13 protein-coding genes and 5 pseudogenes are annotated in these 15,997 nt (G+C 71.7%); 11 read left to right on the plus strand and 7 right to left on the minus strand.

What is annotated here, in order from left to right; genetic code table 11:
* Window positions 1-53: 53 nt before the first annotated feature.
* From AC3IX6_RS38415 to AC3IX6_RS38430, 4 genes and pseudogenes are all read left to right on the plus strand, one after another.
* Window positions 54-209: a hypothetical protein gene (locus AC3IX6_RS38415; protein WP_489367941.1), complete on the plus strand. Its 156-nt coding sequence runs from the start codon at window positions 54-56 to the stop codon at window positions 207-209.
* A 230-nt stretch (window positions 210-439) separates the two neighbouring features.
* Window positions 440-1,936, plus strand: a complete 1,497-nt coding sequence (locus AC3IX6_RS38420) for a UDP-N-acetylmuramoyl-L-alanyl-D-glutamate--2,6-diaminopimelate ligase (RefSeq protein WP_489371690.1) — start codon at window positions 440-442, stop codon at window positions 1,934-1,936.
* 352 nt (window positions 1,937-2,288) lie between these two features.
* A pseudogene (locus AC3IX6_RS38425) lies at window positions 2,289-2,828 on the plus strand (carbohydrate binding domain-containing protein); the annotation flags it as partial.
* A 159-nt stretch (window positions 2,829-2,987) separates the two neighbouring features.
* The gene (locus AC3IX6_RS38430) at window positions 2,988-3,986 is read left to right on the plus strand and encodes a chitinase (RefSeq protein WP_489371691.1); all 999 of its coding nucleotides are present in this window, start codon (window positions 2,988-2,990) and stop codon (window positions 3,984-3,986) included.
* Window positions 3,987-4,073: 87 nt separating this feature from the next.
* Here the strand turns inward: AC3IX6_RS38430 and AC3IX6_RS38435 are convergent, their stop codons facing one another.
* The 3 genes from AC3IX6_RS38435 to AC3IX6_RS38445 all read right to left on the minus strand — a co-directional run bounded on the left by AC3IX6_RS38435 (window position 4,074) and on the right by AC3IX6_RS38445 (window position 7,455).
* Window positions 4,074-5,468, minus strand: coding sequence for an amidohydrolase family protein (locus AC3IX6_RS38435; protein WP_489367942.1), 1,395 nt, complete (start codon window positions 5,466-5,468; stop codon window positions 4,074-4,076).
* A gap of 252 nt (window positions 5,469-5,720) precedes the next feature.
* Window positions 5,721-6,155: a hypothetical protein gene (locus AC3IX6_RS38440; protein ID WP_489367943.1), complete on the minus strand. Its 435-nt coding sequence runs from the start codon at window positions 6,153-6,155 to the stop codon at window positions 5,721-5,723.
* A gap of 37 nt (window positions 6,156-6,192) precedes the next feature.
* A complete protein-coding gene (locus tag AC3IX6_RS38445) occupies window positions 6,193-7,455 on the minus strand; it encodes an FAD-dependent oxidoreductase (protein WP_489367944.1) in 1,263 nt (420 codons plus the stop codon).
* Between the two features lie 286 nt (window positions 7,456-7,741).
* Between AC3IX6_RS38445 and AC3IX6_RS38450 the strand changes: the two genes are divergently transcribed.
* The 4 genes and pseudogenes from AC3IX6_RS38450 to AC3IX6_RS38465 all read left to right on the plus strand — a co-directional run bounded on the left by AC3IX6_RS38450 (window position 7,742) and on the right by AC3IX6_RS38465 (window position 10,969).
* On the plus strand, window positions 7,742-8,068 hold the full coding sequence (locus tag AC3IX6_RS38450) for a hypothetical protein (RefSeq protein ID WP_489367945.1): 327 nt from the start codon (window positions 7,742-7,744) through the stop codon (window positions 8,066-8,068).
* 56 nt (window positions 8,069-8,124) lie between these two features.
* Window positions 8,125-9,062 (plus strand): annotated as a pseudogene (locus tag AC3IX6_RS38455) (IS5 family transposase).
* Window positions 9,063-9,258: 196 nt separating this feature from the next.
* Window positions 9,259-9,559, plus strand: a pseudogene (locus AC3IX6_RS38460) (transcriptional regulator); the annotation flags it as partial.
* Window positions 9,560-9,892: 333 nt separating this feature from the next.
* Window positions 9,893-10,969: a hypothetical protein gene (locus AC3IX6_RS38465; RefSeq protein ID WP_489367946.1), complete on the plus strand. Its 1,077-nt coding sequence runs from the start codon at window positions 9,893-9,895 to the stop codon at window positions 10,967-10,969.
* Between the two features lie 55 nt (window positions 10,970-11,024).
* Here the strand turns inward: AC3IX6_RS38465 and AC3IX6_RS38470 are convergent, their stop codons facing one another.
* Complete coding sequence (locus AC3IX6_RS38470; protein ID WP_489367947.1) at window positions 11,025-12,410, minus strand: MFS transporter; 1,386 nt, start codon at window positions 12,408-12,410, stop codon at window positions 11,025-11,027.
* A 71-nt stretch (window positions 12,411-12,481) separates the two neighbouring features.
* Here AC3IX6_RS38470 and AC3IX6_RS38475 point away from each other — a divergent pair.
* Window positions 12,482-13,504: pseudogene (locus tag AC3IX6_RS38475) on the plus strand (GlxA family transcriptional regulator).
* A gap of 8 nt (window positions 13,505-13,512) precedes the next feature.
* On the opposite strand, the gene AC3IX6_RS38480 reads toward AC3IX6_RS38475, so the two are convergent.
* The 3 genes and pseudogenes from AC3IX6_RS38480 to AC3IX6_RS38490 all read right to left on the minus strand — a co-directional run bounded on the left by AC3IX6_RS38480 (window position 13,513) and on the right by AC3IX6_RS38490 (window position 14,763).
* A complete protein-coding gene (locus tag AC3IX6_RS38480) occupies window positions 13,513-13,836 on the minus strand; it encodes a hypothetical protein (protein ID WP_489367948.1) in 324 nt (107 codons plus the stop codon).
* Window positions 13,820-14,035: pseudogene (locus AC3IX6_RS38485) on the minus strand (hypothetical protein); the annotation flags it as partial. The gene AC3IX6_RS38480 and the pseudogene AC3IX6_RS38485, both read right to left, overlap by 17 nt.
* A 47-nt stretch (window positions 14,036-14,082) precedes the next feature.
* Complete coding sequence (locus AC3IX6_RS38490; RefSeq protein WP_489367949.1) at window positions 14,083-14,763, minus strand: MarR family winged helix-turn-helix transcriptional regulator; 681 nt, start codon at window positions 14,761-14,763, stop codon at window positions 14,083-14,085.
* A 67-nt stretch (window positions 14,764-14,830) separates the two neighbouring features.
* Here AC3IX6_RS38490 and AC3IX6_RS38495 point away from each other — a divergent pair, with 67 nt between their 5' ends.
* Both AC3IX6_RS38495 and AC3IX6_RS38500 read left to right on the plus strand, forming a co-directional pair.
* Window positions 14,831-15,292, plus strand: a complete 462-nt coding sequence (locus AC3IX6_RS38495; RefSeq protein WP_489367950.1) for a carboxymuconolactone decarboxylase family protein — start codon at window positions 14,831-14,833, stop codon at window positions 15,290-15,292.
* A 159-nt stretch (window positions 15,293-15,451) separates the two neighbouring features.
* Window positions 15,452-15,988, plus strand: coding sequence for an LOG family protein (locus AC3IX6_RS38500; protein WP_489367951.1), 537 nt, complete (start codon window positions 15,452-15,454; stop codon window positions 15,986-15,988).
* Window positions 15,989-15,997: the final 9 nt, after the last annotated feature.

A 15,997-nucleotide genomic window follows, 5' to 3' on the forward strand; every position in this document is an offset into this window, starting at 1 on the left:
CCAGGCGCGCGGACGCGGCGTACGGACCGGGCGGGCCCACGTACACTCGGCCCATGAACCGCACACGACGCGTCATGGGGGAGTGCCTGCCGCAGGCCGCCCCCGGCGCGCCCGCGGTCTCCGCGGGCCGGACGGGCGTCAGCCTCCGGACCGCCGCCGACGGCCAGGCCCCCACGGTCGGCCGCGGCGTCCTGCACGGCCACGGCTAGCGCTCTCCCACCGCGCCCGGGCCCACTCCCTCCCGCCGCACCATCCCCAGCGACGGTCCCTGTCCCGGCAGCCCGCAACCCGGCCTCATCACCGGGTTCGGCCCGGCCCCGTCGTCCCGAGGGCGACGCATCGCCCTCCCCGCCGCACCACCGCAGTCCCGACGCTCCGTCGGCGCTGCCACCAGGTTAGGGCCGTGCGCCGGGCCGTAGCCGCCTCCGAAGGGACCACCGTGAAGTTGAGCGGGTTGCTGACCGGCCAGGAACACCACGTCATCCAGGGCGACCCCGAGTCGACCGGGATCACCGCGGGCACCACCTTCGACGTGGACCGGGTGGTGCCGGGCTCGCTCTTCATCGCCGTACCCGGCCACCGAGGCGGTGGTCCGGCAGCCATCGGTGCGGCGCTCGCGCGCGGGGCGGTGGCGGTGCTCGTCGACGAGGCGGGAGCCGCAACCGCGCCCTCCGGGCGGGAACTGCTCCCGGAGGCGTGCGTCGTACGGGTCAGCGACACCCGCAAGGCGGCCGCCGTCGTCTCCTCCCGCTACTTCGGCGAGCCCGGCCGGCACATGGACGTGGTGGCGGTCACCGGGACCAACGGGAAGACCTCCATCTCCTACATGGTCGAGTCGCTCCTCAAGATCTCCGAGGGTGCCTCGGTGGGCGTGATCGGGACGGCGGGCAGCCGGATCGGCGACGAGGTCATCCCGATGCCGCCCTCCGTGCTGACCACGCCGGAATCACCCGACCTGCAGTACCTCCTGGGCCGCATGCGGGACCAGGGCACCGGCAGCGTGGTGCTGGAGGCCACCTCGATGGCCCTGCAGACGTACCGGGTGGACCGGACCTTCGTGGACGTCGGCGTCTTCACCAACCTGACCCAGGACCACCTGGACGACCACGGCACGATGGCCCACTACACGGACGCCAAAATGCGGCTGTTCCAGGGGTTGTGCCGGCACGCGGTCGTCAACGTGGACGACGTCGTGGGCGCCGGTATCCGCACGATGATGCCCGGCGCGGTGACCACGTACGGCCTCGACCAGGAGGCCGACTTCCGGGCCACGGACCTGATCGCGGACGCCTCGGGCACGCGGTTCACGCTGCACCACGCCGGCAAGGAGTACCCGGCGGCGATCCCGGTCCCGGGCCGGTTCTCCGTGTCCAACGCCCTGGCGGCCGTGGCGGCTTGCCGGGTCCTGGGTCACGACCTGGACGGACTGGTCGCCGCACTCGCCCAGATGCCGCCCGTACCCGGCCGGTTCGAACGCTTCGTCACGCCCGCCGGCACCTCGGTGATCGTGGACTACGCGCACTCGCCGGACTCCCTCGACAAGGTCCTGACCGCCATCCGCGGCTTCGCCCGGGGCCGCGTCATCACGGTCTTCGGCTGCGGCGGCGACCGCGACACCACCAAGCGCGCCGAGATGGGCCGCATCGCCGGCACCCACTCCGACCTCTGCGTCCTGACCTCGGACAACCCCCGTACCGAGAACCCCGAGACGATCCTGGACCAGATCGCCTCCGGCATCGAAAGCACCGGCACGCCGTACGAACGCTCCGCCGACCGGCGCCGGGCCATCGCCTTCGCGCTGACCGCGGCACACCCCGAAGACATCGTCCTGATCGCGGGCAAGGGCAGCGAACCGCACCAGATCGTGGGCGAAGACCTGCTCCCCTTCAGCGACATGGCGACCGTACGCGACCTCGCCTCCCGCCTGCTCCCGTGAGCAAGAGGTCCATTCCGTAAGAGCGGCACGGGCGGGGCCGTCGACCCGTACTTCAACGCCCGGCTGTGGCTGCGATCGCCCGCGTCCATGACTCGCCGCCCCGCACCTGATCGGGGATCCCGGGCATGCCCCAACGGGCGCTCCTGTCGCCGACGTCGGCTCGCGGGTCCCAGGCCCAGTACACGATCTCCACTTCCGGTCCGGCTATTGGTCCAGACCTATTGACCGGCCGGGTCGTTGCTCCTACGATCCGGTCGGCACAGCCCCACCTGTCCCCACCTCACCCGGAGCCGGGCGTCACGCCCCCACGCGTCGGTCATGCCCATGACGCTCGGCCTGAATGGAGCACACCATGTTCCGTCGGAGATCACGTACTCCGCGCCCGCCGGCCGACTTCGGCCCCCGCGTGGACCGGACCGGCCGCGCCAAGCGCGGAGCGAGCGTCCTGAACCGCTCCCTCGCCGGAGTGAGCGCCGCCGCCGTCATCGGTGCCGGCATCGCCGCGGCCGGGGCCGTCACGGCCGGCGCCGCGACCAACGAGGCCGTCGCCACCAACCTGGTGGTCAACTCCGGCTTCGAGAACGGCCTCTCCGCCTGGACCTGCTCCGGAGGCTCCGGAGTGGCCGTCGGCACTCCGGTCCGTTCGGGGGCCTCCGCCCTCAAGGCCACGCCGTCCGGCCAGGACAACGCCCAGTGCGTCCAGACCGTCAGCGTGCAGCCCAACTCCCCGTACACACTGAGTGCATACGTTCAGGGCAGCTACGTCTACCTGGGCGCCACCGGCACCGGCCTCACCGGAACCACGTCGACCTGGACGCCGAGCAGCCCGTCGTACGGCCGGCTCAGCGTCGGCTTCACCACGGGGCCGGGCACCACCTCGGTGACCGTCTACCTGCACGGCTGGTACGGGCAGCCCGCGTACCACGCGGACGACGTATCGCTCGTCGGTCCGGGCGGCAGCAGCCCCACACCGACCGTCCCGCCCACCACCGTGCCGCCGACCACCGCGCCTCCCACCACCGCGCCCCCGACGACCACCCCGCCGACCACGGTGCCCCCGACCACGGCCCCGCCGACCACCGCCCCACCCGGCGATACCTGCGCCACGAAGCCCAAGCCGGCGGGCAAGGTCCTGCAGGGTTACTGGGAGAACTGGGACGGCGCCGCGAACGGCGTCCACCCGGGCATGGGCTGGGTGCCCATCACGGACAGCCGGATAGCCGCGCACGGCTACAACGTCATCAACGCCGCGTTCCCGGTGATCCTCTCGGACGGCACCGTCCAGTGGCAGGACGGCATGGACACCGGCGTCAAGGTCGCGACCCCCGCCGAGATGTGCCAGGCCAAGGCGGCCGGGGCGACGATCCTGATGTCGATCGGCGGCGCCACCGCGGGCATCGACCTGAGTTCCAGCACCGTCGCCGACAAGTTCGTGGCGACCGTCGTGCCGATCCTGAAGAAGTACAACTTCGACGGAATCGACATCGACATCGAGACGGGCCTGACCGGAAGCGGCAACATCAACACGCTGTCCGCGTCCCAGGCCAACCTGATCCGCATCATCGACGGCGTACTGGCCCAGATGCCCGCGGGCTTCGGCCTGACGATGGCCCCCGAAACCGCGTACGTCACCGGCGGCAGCGTCACCTACGGATCGATCTGGGGCTCCTACCTGCCGATCATCAAGAAGTACGCCGACAACGGCCGGCTGTGGTGGCTGAACGTGCAGTACTACAACGGCAGCATGTACGGGTGCTCCGGTGACTCCTACCAGGCCGGCACCGTGCAGGGCTTCACCGCCCAGACCACCTGCCTGAACAACGGTCTGACCATCCAGGGCACCACCATCAAGGTGCCGTACGACAAGCAGGTCCCCGGCCTGCCGGCCCAGACCGGAGCGGGCGGCGGCTACATGACGCCGAGCCTGGTCAGCCAGTCGTGGAACGCCTTCGGCGGTTCGCTGAAGGGGCTCATGACGTGGTCGGTCAACTGGGACGGCTCGAAGGGCTGGACCTTCGGTGACAACGTCAAGGCCCTCCAAGGCCGTTGATAGCGCCCTCCTGACGTCCTGAGGATCGCGGACATGAGTGGGCAGGGCCCCGTGGGTGCGTCGAGCGCCCCCGGGGCCCTGCTCGGTTCAGGAGGCGGTGCGCAGGCGGGTGGCGGCGGACTCCGCTTCCCGGACGACGCGGTCGGTGTCGATGCCGACGAGGCGGCCGTCGAGCTTGAGGGGACGGCCGTCCACGAAGACCGCGCGGACGTTCTCCGGGCGGCCGTTGAAGACGATCTGGTTGATCCAGTCGAACCGCGGCGCGAAGTTGAGCGCGGCCGGGTCGATCGCGATGACGTCGGCGCGCTTGCCGGGGCTCAGGGAGCCCACCGTGCCGGCCATGCCGATCGCTTCGGCGCCGCCGAGCGTGGCGAGGCGCAGCACGTCGTGCACCTGGGGGAACACCGAGGAGTCCAGTGCGCGTGCGCGCTGGAGACCGATGGCCGCCTTCATGAGGCCGAAGAAGTCCGAGGTGTCGTTGGTCCCGCCGTCCTGGCCGAGCCCGGCCTTGACCCCGCGTCGGCCGAGGTCCGGCAGTCGCATGATCCCCGAGGCGAGGCGCATGTTGCTGAGCGGACAGTGCGCGACCCGCACGTCGTGCGCGGCGACCGCTGCGATCTCGTCGTCGGTGAGGTGGATCGCATGGTTCATGAGGAGGTGCGGGCCCAGTGCGCCGATGTCCGTGAGGGTGCCGATCGGGTCGTCCGCGCGCTGCTCGGAGCGTTCGAGGACATGGCTGTTGAGCATGACCCCGAGGTCTCGGGCGATCTCCCAATGCAGCCGGTTGAGACCCCTGATGGCCCCCGCCGCATGGGTGGCGACCTGGGCCGAGGCGAGCGGGAGCGGGTCGATGAGCTCCTTCTTCGTCCGGGTGATCAGCGAGGCTTCCCGCTCGGCCTGGAACATCGCGTAGGTGAAGCGCACACCCGTGTCGGCCAGGGCGCGCACGTACTGCACCGTCGTGTCGTACGGGAGGGCGTCCACCCAGTCCACGAGCGTGGTCACGCCGGACTGTACGGAGTCGAGGGCGCCGAGGCGGACGAAGCGGTACATGTCCGCGGGCGTGATCCGGGAGAACGTCGCCCGGTTGCAGTCGGCCAGCCAGCCGAAGAGGTCGCGGTCGGCGCAGCCGCCCCGCATCGACGACTGCCACAGGTGGGTGTGCACGTCGACGAATCCCGGCATCACCAGGTGACCGGCGGCATCGATCACCCGGGTGCCGGGCGGTGTGGGCAACCGTCTGCCCACGGCCGCGATGGCGCCGCCGCGCATGTGGACGTCCGCGTGCTCGACCGTACCCAGAGGGCCGTCGCCGAGGGCGGGGTCCATGGTCAGCACGAGGGCGGCGTTCCTGAGGACGACGGCTTGCCCCGAGGGTGGTCCCCCGTGCGGACGGCTCCTCCCGGCGCCCAGCACGAGCGGGGCGGCCGCGGCCATTCCGAGGCCGCCCAGGATGCCGCGGCGGCTGGGTGCCCGTGGCACGGGCGAGGGCAATCGGACTTCGGGTAAGGAGGTCGGGACGGGTTCGGGACACTCGCTGAGCGGGTTCATGGCGTGTGGCCTCCCAACGAACGAGGGGGGGATCGCCCTTCCCCGCGCTGACGGTCGGTCAGGTGAAGGCGGGGAGGGTACGAGAATCGTCCATCGGGCCGACGTCTTTCCGATAGAGGTGCGTCAACATTCTGTAGAAGTTTTATCGGTGGCGCCGCCCTCACCCACGGACAGGGGCCGCTCCTACGGACGTTCGTCGTAGGTCCCGGCCTCGACCTCGAGGGCGAGTTCCTGGAGGACCTGGATCGCGGACACGTCCGTACGCCCGCCGTCGTGAGCGATCGCGAGGCTGGTGAACGCCAGGCTGAATCCGGAGACCATCGTGTGCAGCGCCGGACCGAGGGCCTCGGCCACCGCCGCCGCGACCTGCTGTGGAGACGCGTCGGCCGGCACGCTGATCGACGGCAGCATCTCGTTCAGGAGGGTCGAGGCCACTCCGGCCGTGGCCTCGACGGCATCACCGGCACGGCCTCCGTCTCCGCCTCCGTCTTCGCCCCCGTCTCCTTCACCGGATCCGCCGTCTCCGTCCGTGTCCCGCTCGGATTCGACGGCCCGGCGGATGTCCTGGGCTTCGGTGAGGATGCCGATCACTCGCTTGAGGACCTCTGCGCGTTCCATCCTGTGGAGCGTAGCCCCGCACGCGAACGTGCGGGGCTCACGACGCCTCCCGCCCTACGGGGCCGCCGCCGCGGATCGATTCCACCGGCGGCCGCTCCCGCAGGGCCCCGTAGCCGATGAAGTAGGCCGGCACCCGGTTCAGCCACCGCGAGCCGGTGACGAGCTCCGTCAGCCGCTTCGCCGCCCGCGGGTGGCCGAATGCGGTCCGCCCGGCCAGCAGCGGTGCGATGACCCGGGTGTGGGCCAGGCGTTGCAGGCCCTGGGTCGCCACCGTCGTGGGCATGCGGCGGCGTTGTACGCGGCGTACGTCGTGCAGCCCCACGGTCCCCGCGCGCAGCGGTCCCACGAGGTAGCGGGCCGCCGCCACCGCGTCCTGCACGGCGAGGTTGATGCCGATGCCGAAGACCGGCGACATGGCATGGGCGGCGTCGCCGATGCACAGCAGCCCCGGCCGGTGCCAGCGGCGCAGCCGCTCCAGCCGTACGTCGAGCAGCTTGACCTCGTCCCAGGAGGTGACCGAGTGCGCCCGGTCGGCCAGCCACGGGACGGCCTGCGCGAACTGGGCCATGAACCGGTCCAGACCCTCCGAGCGGCGCTCGGCATCGGTTCCCTTGGGGATGAGCCCCGCGCACTGCCAGTAGTCGCCGCGGTCGATGAGCGCGCTGAAGAACCGTTCGCCCAGGCCCCCCACGAGCCCGCTGGGATCGCTCTCGTGGCGCGGCAGCCGGAACCACCAGGCGTCCATCGGGCACGGGAAGCCCTCCAGGCCGAGCTCGGGCAGCGCCCTGGCGAAGGATCCGCGGCCGTCGCAGGCCACGGTCAGCGTGGCCCTGAGCTCACCGGTGGCGCCGTCCGCGGTGCGGTACCGCACGCCGGCGACCCGGCCGTGCTCCATCAGGAAGGAGGTCGCCTCGGTGTTCATGCGCAGCCGGAAGGAGGGTTCCTTGCGCGCCTCGTCGGCGAGCAGGTCGAGCAGGTCCCACTGCGGCACCATCGCGATGTAGTTGTACTTCCCGGGCAGCGCCCCGATGTCCCCGACCGTGACCAGGGAGCGGTCGGGCCCGATGGGCAGCTGCACCGAGGTCACCCGACGTTGCGGCAGCCGCGCGAACCGCTCGGCGAGGCCGATGTCGTCCAGCAGGGACAGGGTGGACGGGTGCACGGTGTCGCCGCGGAAATCGCGCAGGAAGTCGCCGTGCTTCTCCAGCACGGTGACCTCCACCCCGGCCCGGGCGAGCAGCAGGGCGAGCACCATCCCGGCGGGTCCGCCGCCCACCACACAACAGGTCGTACGCTCCACGGCACCCCTTCCCTTCGCCGGCATCGGCCGACCCGACGGCATGTACCCCACCAGCTTGCTCGACGCCGCCCTGATCGGGGCGGCGACGCGGGCGGATGCGGCGACGAGCGAGGCCGGGAAACCGACCGGCTCCGAGGGCTGAACCCCTTGCCGGGGCGGCCGCCCTCGCCGACGATGCTGCAAGACCCCTTCTGCCCGCGTTCTGCCGGGCCCTTGACGGGTCATCGAACAACAGGGGGAAACAGTGACGAACCATCACACTCCGAGGAAGCGTTCCCGTGCGGCGATGACCACACTGGTGCCGTTCTTCGTGCTCGCCGGGTTGCTGCTGGGCCCGGCGGCGACCGCCACGGCAGTCGCGCCGGCCGCCCGGCAGGCTCCGGCGGCCGCGGCCCTCCAGCAGATCCCCCTCTCGGCCGGTGCCGGCCCGGTGACCGTCCTGGGCGCACCGACGTCGTCCCGGGTCCAGGCCACCACCGGGAGCAAGAAGAAAAAGAAGAGCAAGAAGAAGGGCGGGCTCTTCAAGAACCTGCTCGTCATCCTGCTGCTCGTGATCGTGGTGGTCGGGATCGTGTTCGCCGTACGCATGTTCCTGCGCCGCAGGTCCGCCTAGGTTCTGTTTCCTGGATCTCCTGACGTGATCATGCTGTGGGGTTCAGGCTGGTCGGCATGGTGGGGCGGGGAGATCTGACGACTGCGGAGTGGGAGCGGCTGGAGCCGTTCCTGCCTCGTGGCGGGGCGCGTGGTGGCCGGTGGAGCGAGCACCGGAAGGTCATCAACGGGGTGTTGTTCCGGGTGCGGACCGGTGTGCCGTGGCGGGATCTGCCGGAGCGGTTCGGGCCGTGGGAGACGGTCTACAAACGGCATCGCCGCTGGTCGGCCGATGGAACGTGGCAGTTGCTGCTGACGCGGGTGCAGGCCGCGGAGAACTCCGCGGGCAGGATCGACTGGGACGTGTCGGTGGACTCCACCACGGCACGTGCCCACCAGCATGCGGCTGGCGCGAGGAAGGTGGCCCCGCCGCCGATTGCTCCCCAAAAGGGGGCCAACAGCGGGGCAAACCAGGGCGATCCGGTGCTGCGGAGGCTGTCTGCCCGCCTGGCGGAGGTGGTGCGGCAGGCGAGTGCTTAGGGCGCTCGCGGGGCGGCTTCACCACGAAGATCCACCTGTCCGCTGACGGCCGGTGTCGCCCGCTGTCGCTGATCCTCACGGCCGGGCAGTGCGGGGACAGCCCGCAGTTCGAGGCGGTGCTGGAGAAGATCTTGGTGCCCTGCACTGGGCCGGGGCGGCCCCGAACCCGGCCCGACAGCGTCAGCGCCGACAAGGCGTACAGCTCCCGGAGCAACCGCCGCTATCTGCGGAAACTCAAGATCCGGCACACCATTCCCGAGCCCAAGGACCAGCGGGCCAACCGCCGCAGGCGCGGCTCGGCCGGCGGACGCCCGACCGGGTTCGACAAGGACCGGTATAAGAAACGGAATGTCGTCGAGCGGGCGATCAACCGCCTCAAGAACTTCCGGGCAGTCGCCACCCGCTACGACAAACGCGCCTACGTCTACCTCGGAACCGTCACCATCGCAGCCCTGACGATCTGGCTCCGCACCTGATCCAGGAAACAGAACCTAGACGGTCTAGGACGCGACTCGCCGGGGAACGCCCGGCCTTCGCCCCGGCAGGCCGCGGGGACAGTGCGCCCTGCGGCCTGCGCCGGTTGGGCCGTGGCCCACGGCAACGGGGCGCGGGTCGGGCTCCGTCCAGCCCGTTCCGGCCTGCGGGCCGGCCGGGCCAGGCGGTCCAGGGTGCTACTACGCGATGGCCGCGCGGTCGATCGTGCTGCCGGATCCGGGCGAGGGCGGTCCCGACCTGCTGATGAGACATGCGGTGGCGGACCTGGAAGCAGCGCCGGCGGCGGGCGAGCGGCACGTACGGATGGCCCATCTGCGCCTCACCGAGGGAGCAGGTCGCGGAGCTGGGGGCGCGACTGGACGCATTGGCGGACAAATACCGGGAGTTGTCCGATCCGGCACTGCCGGACGCGTCACTCGTCCTCGCACTCTTCCACCCGCCGCAGGGTGACCAGGCCACCGGCGAGGGCGCCAAGTGACATCGACCGCACGGAAGTCGCCGACCGGATTCGCCGTCACTGCCACCATGACCAGCAACCGCCGGGCCGAAGCGGCACTGCTCGGCGCTGCCCGGAGAAGTGCGGACGACCTGGAATCCGAGGATCCCGTCCGGGAGGGTGCAACCGAATCCTCCTGACGCCGTCTTCGTGACGCGGGCAACCCCGCAGGGTCACCCTGTCCCGGAAGCTCCGGCGCTCCGGCGCTCCGGGGTCCGGAGGCGGCGATCTACGGGAAGTCCTGCAGCTCATGCGGGCGGCGGTTAGCCTCCCAAGGGATTCGGCAGGAGGCCGACCCCGTGGGAGGGGTGGATCGTGGCCGATGGGCAGGGCTGGGAGCGGCGCAATGAGCTCGCGTACGGGACGGTGGCGTGGCGGCGGGCCGTGATGTCCTGCGGGGCGCTGGTGGTGTGGTCGACCGGCTACGACAACCGGGCCGAGCCCGGCCCGAGGGGACCGCGCCCTGGCCGCCCGGACGCGCCCGACGCCGCGGAGTTCAACTCCGTGTGGATGCGCGTCGTCGCGCTGCTGGCGCTCGCGGCGTGCCGCGCCGCCCGCGAGGCGGACGTCCTGGTCGACGACGTCGAACTGCCCACCCTGCTCGGCTGGGTCGACGGCGCGTACACCGGGCGCCTGCACCAGGGGCCGCTGGAGACCGGCGAGGCGCGGCAGCGCACGGAGGCGGGCTGGCTCGAGTTCGTCGGGGACGAGAAGCGTCAGTGCCTGGCCCGCCAAGTCCTTGCCGACCACGTCATGGCGCACATCGCCGGCGAACGGGAGCCGGGGGACACCGGCGAGGGGACGGAGCCGCCCCCGCTGACCATCGGAGATCGGGCCCGCGCGGTTCGGGCCGCAGGTATCCCGGACCTCGAGCCGGAATGGGCGGGCTCCGTGTCCCGTGCCCGGGCCGAGATCGACCGGCTCCGGCTGGCGCTACGCGGGGGCCTGTGGACTCCCACCCCCGAACACCGCAGGTTCGCGGGGATCCTGCACCACACGCTGGTGGCCGAGCCGGACTTTCCGAGCCTGCCCGAGGGGTTTCCCGGCCCGGCCTGGGTGCAACGGGTGCTGCGGATGCCCCACATCAGCTCCACCTACCTCGCCGTCACCGAGTTGCCCGAGTTCGTGGCGTACGGCCCGCTGGGGGACGCCGGAGACCCGCTGGGCAACGCCGTCGGCTCCGTCGTGATCGACGCGGTGCACGTGACGGTGAAGATGGCGGCCGACCTCGAGAAGCTGTGGGCGGCTCGCCCCGCGGACCGGCCGGTGGACCTGTGGGAGCGGGTGCACCTGCCGGCACCGGTCCGCACGCAGGTCCTGGCCGTCGAGGAGGTGGTGCACGAGCTGGCCGTCATCCTCTTCGACATCGCCCAGCCCGAGTCCGAGGAGTAACCGGCCGGTCCGCCGGGCCGGCGTACGCCGGGTGATCGCGTGGCGGTGGGTCCGCTCAGCCTCCGTCCGGAACGGCGAGCGCCGGCGGTCTGCCGCCGTCCGCGTGAGCGATGCGGCGCAGGGTGCGGATGGCCGGGATCGCGAGGAGCGCCACGCAGCCCGCCAGGCAGGTGCCCGCCGAGACCAGGAGCAGCGTTTCCGGGGAGGCCAGCTCGGTGGCCGGGCCCGCCAGGATCTGGCCGAGCGCGATGCCGGACACCGAGCCGGCCAGCTCGTAGGCGGTGACCCGGTTGAGGACCCCCGGGGGCGTGTGGGTCTGGACGCTCGTCGCCCACATCACCGACCAGAACGCCCAGGCGCCGCCCCCGATGACGTGGCCGGCCAGCAGCACGGGCAGTCCGGCACCCAAGGCCACGCAGAGCGGCAGCACGGTGAACAGCACCATGGCCACCGCGCCGGCCGCCAGCGGCCGGCCCGGGCGCAGCCGCAGGGCCAGCATGCCGCCGAGCACCGTGCCGACACCGAGGGAGGAGACGGCCAGGCCGTAGGCGTTCGGGCCGAGCCGGGCTCCGATCAGTGCTGAGCTCAGCGGCACCAGCGGGCCGAAGAGCAGTACGCCGTAGACCACCCAGATCAGGATCACCGCCCACATCCAGGTACGCGAGCGGAACTCCCGCCAGCCCTGACGCAGGTCGCGGCGGAGCGAACTCTTCCGGCCGACGCCGACGCCGACGCCGACGCCGACGCCGACGCCGGAGCCGGAGCCGGCCACGGTCCCCGTGGACGTGCCCGCCGGGGCGAAGCGGATGAGCCCCAAGCACAGGGCGCTGAGCACGAAGGTGCCCGCGTCGATCGCGTAAACGGTCCCGGCACCGGTCAGCACGATCAGCAGCCCCGCCAGCGCCGGGCCGAGCAGTTGGGCGAGCGCGTCGGCCACCTTGAGCGTGGCGTTGGCCCGCTGCGGCTCCCGTGCGACCAGCGGGACCATGCCGTTCACGCCCGGCTGGAACATCGCGACGGCCGCGCCGGCCACGGCCGCCATGGTCACCAGCAGCCAGAACGGCGGCGTCCCGGCGAAGAACGCGGCAGCCAGCACGCCCTGGGTGAGCACCCGGACGAGGTCCGCGCCGACCATCATCCGGCGCGCGCCCACCCGGTCGGCGAACACCCCGCCGAACAGGACCAGGAGGACGAACGTCCCGGTCCAGGTCCCCAGTACCAAGCCGACCCCGGAGATCCCGTACAGCGGGCCGACCGCGAGTGCGGCGGCCACCGGCATCATCGCGTCGCCGACCAAGGAGACCGCACGTGCGGTGAAGTAGAGCGTGAACCGCCGGTCCCACAACGGAGGCCCGCCGGTTGGCGGATCGATCTGAACGGTGGTCTGCAGGTCGCTCTGGACGCTCGGGACGGTCTGCTTCGGTGTCTGCGCGATGGTCACAGGACGATGCTGGACTAGACCAATGAGTTCGCTCCAGTGTCCTGAACGACACGATGGGGTACTTTCGCGCCATGACACCTCGTACGCCGCCGAAGTCCCCGGTGCTCCACCGGGTCGTGGCCGTGCTCCAGCCCCCGCAGTCGACCTTCCCGCTGGCCTGCGCGACCGAGGTGTTCGCCGACCACAGCCCGGCCATCCCCGCCCGCTACGCGTTCGAGGTCTGCACCGAGCACCCCGGCCCGGTACGCACCCAGGCCGGCTACGACCTCCTGGTCACGACAGGCCTGGACGCCTTGGAGTGCGCGGACACCGTACTGATCCCCGGCTGGCAACAGCCCGCCGGCACCGCGGTGTCGACAGCCCTGATCGCGGCGGTCCGCCGGGCACATGCCCGAGGCGCCCGCGTCGTCGGCATCTGCTCGGGAGCCTTCGTCCTCGCTGCCGCCGGACTGCTGGACGATCGCCGGGCCGCCACCCACTGGGCCCAGGCCCCTGAACTGGCCGCCCGGTTCCCGAGGGTCAGGGTCGACCCCGCCGTCCTGTACGTGGACCACGGCGACGTCGCGACCAGCGCCGGATCGGCGGCCGGCGTGGACCTCTGCCTGCACCTGGTGCGCACCGACCAGGGCGCCGCGTACGCCATGCGCATCGCCCGCCAGATGGTGATGCCGCCGCACCGCGAGGGCTGCCAGCTGCAGTACGCCGAACTGCCCACGTCCGGGCCGGTCGCCGACTCGCTGGCCCCGCTGCTGGAATGGCTGACCGGACGGCTGGACCAGCCGGTCAGCATCGCCGAGATGGCGGTCCACGCCTAGGTCTCGGCCCGCACGCTGACCCGGCGCTTCACCGAGCAGTTGGGGATCAGCCCCGGACGCTGGCTCCTGGACCGCCGGATCGCCGCCACCCGGGCCCTGCTGGAGGAGACCGACCTGCCCGTGGAAACCATCGCCCACCGGGTCGGCCTCTCCTCGGCCGTCAACCTGCGCCGACGCTTCCACGAGGCCCTGCGCACCACCCCCGCCGCCTACCGACGAGCCTTCCGAGCGGACACGGCCGCCGGCCTCCCCTCCCCTCCCGGGAGCAAGTCGGCTTAGGCCCCATCTCATGTGGTGTTGGGCAGGTTCCCCGACACGAGCACAGCGAGCTGGTGCAACCGCTGGCAGTACTGGACTGCTACAGGGTCATTGACCTCGGGGATGACTCGGTCCAGGTCCTCGATGCGGCTCTGCAGGAGGGTGCTGTTCTTCGAGTCGAGAGTGCCGCTGTTGTCGAGCCAGCGAAGAGCACAGCCGGCGATGTCCAACTCGATGAGCCACACGTCTGTGCCCCCGAACGTGGCACGTCGCAGGCTGTCGGGGAAGGGCTCTTGGCGGAATTCCTGCCAGAGGCGATCTGTGGTCTGCACCTGCTCAGTCGATTCGCTCACTTGAGCCATCTTGCAGGAGCCGTGGAGCCGGCTGGGCGTTCATCTTCAAGCGGCGGAAGCAGAAGAGGGCCGCAGCGATGCCTGCGAACGCCAGGAAGTGTTCGGCCTTGCGTTCATGGCACCGGGGTAAGCGACGGCAGCCTGAGGGTCAGGACACCGTCCGCTCCACGACCCATCGGTCCCGGCCGAGCTGGTTCGACGGCTCGATTTCCTTCTCCCGTCAGCCCCCGTTTCAGGGCCGCATGTTCACCGAGTCGATGGCGCGGCGGGACCATTGACTCCTTGAGCCGACTGGTGTTGGGCGCAGTCCACGCGCAAGTCCGGGTCGCCGATCGGGGCGTCCAGCAGGGCGCAGTGGTGCGGGCGCCGGGAATCGTCATGCTCGTCGCGCCGGAAGAAGCGGCAGGTGGTGCAGGTCCGGGCGACGGACAGTACGCCGGTGTCGGCGAGGTGCCCGACCAGGTCGAGGACCAGGCGCAGGGCGGCGCCCTTGTCCTCGACGGGCAGGGTCGCCAGGTGGGTGGCGACGGGGTCGGGCCAGTGGGCGAGGGCGGCGGCCGTGGCGAGGCCCGCCTCGGTCGGCGCCATGACGTGGCCGCGCTTGTCTCCGGCTACGGGCTGCTTCTCGACGAGGCCCTTGCGGCGCAGGGTGGACAGGGCTTCGCTGACGGTGGCCGCGGAGAGGTCGAACTCGGCGGCGAGCGTGCCGACCCGGCGCCGCTCGGGAGGCTCGACCCCCAGGCGTAGCAGGAGTTGGACCTGGATCGGGCTGAGCCCGTGAGCGGTGGCCTGGGTCCAGATCAGCGTGCGCAGTGCGTGGCCCGCGCGTTCGAGCGCCGAGGCGAGACGCCGGTCGAGGTCGGACCGGTCTCCCGACGTCCCGGGCAGCTCCTGCGCCGCCAGATCGGGCGGCAGCTGAGGAGCCACCGGGCCATCGGTGTAGGCTGGGTCGGCGGTCGGCACGGCAGTACCTCCTGTGGAGCGTGCGCTCGGCGTGACGCCGAACATGATGCGGGCGATGGCGGCCTCGCCGGCCGTCCTGGACGGCTACCTGTCCTTCGGCGGTGCCCTGTCCAAGGGGCTGCTGCCCGGCTCGCTCCGGGAGCAGATCGCCCTCGTCTCGGCGGCCGAGAACTCGTGCGACTACTGCTACGCGGCCCACCACGTGCTCGGTGCCCGCGCCGGGGTCTCCGCCGAGGACCTCGCCGTCGGCGGCCACGCCCACGCCTCGGACCCCAAGGCCGCGGCCGCCCTGCTCTTCGCCCGATCCGTGCTGCGCACCAAGGGCTTCGTCGCCGACGCCGACATCGAGGCCGTGCGCGCCGCGGGGTACGGCGACGGGGAGATCGGCGAGATCATCGGCGCCGTGGCGCTGAACATCTTCACGAACTACTTCAACTCCGTGGCCCGCACCGAAGTCGACTTCCCGGCCGTCGACCTGCCGGTCACGGCCTGAGCCGAACTTCCGGACCGGGCGAGCCTTCCCGGCCCGGCCCGGCCCGGCCCGGCCCGGAAGGGGCTGAGCCCGGGCCGGCGGCGTCCCCACCGCCCACCGCCCCCACCGCCCCACCGACCCGCGCCTCACGGCCGGCCCCCGGCCTCGTACTGTCGAGGCATGAACATGTGCGTCTTCCTCTCGGCCGCCGAACTCGACGAGCGCTACACGCTCCCGGCCCGGGAGTTCGCCGAGCTCCTCGGCAAGGCGGGTCACACGCTGGTGTGGGGCGGCTCCGAGAGCGGCCTGATGAAGGTGGTGGCGGACGGTGTCCAGGCGGCGGGCGGGCGACTCGTGGGCGTCTCGGTCGACTTCCTGGCGGCGAAGGCCCGCGAGAACGCCGACGAGATGGTGATCGCCGGCGATCTCGCCGAACGCAAGGCGCTGCTCCTGGCCAAGGCGGACGCGGTCGCCATCCTGGTCGGCGGGACCGGGACGCTGGACGAGGCGACCGAGATCCTCGAACTCAAGAAGCACGGGAAGACCACGAAGCCGGTGGTGATCCTCAATACGGCGGGGTTCTACGACGGCCTCAAGGAGCAGTTCCGGCGCATGGAGGAAGAAGGCTTCCTCCCCGTGCCCCTGACCGACCTGGTGTTCTTCGCCGAGGAGGCCGAGGCGGCGCTCGCCCACCTGGAGGGGAACGTCGGCGCGTAGCCGTCGGCC

This window comes from Streptomyces sp. GL_141, assembly GCF_057834385.1.

Coding starts and splice junctions, on each gene's coding strand:
- AC3IX6_RS38440 (WP_489367943.1), bottom strand. CDS start 6,155: ATGGAACGCGCAGAGGTCCTCAAGCGAGTGATCGGCATCCTCACCGAA.
- AC3IX6_RS38415 (WP_489367941.1), top strand. CDS start 54: ATGAACCGCACACGACGCGTCATGGGGGAGTGCCTGCCGCAGGCCGCC.
- AC3IX6_RS38450 (WP_489367945.1), top strand. CDS start 7,742: ATGACCACACTGGTGCCGTTCTTCGTGCTCGCCGGGTTGCTGCTGGGC.
- AC3IX6_RS38500 (WP_489367951.1), top strand. CDS start 15,452: ATGAACATGTGCGTCTTCCTCTCGGCCGCCGAACTCGACGAGCGCTAC.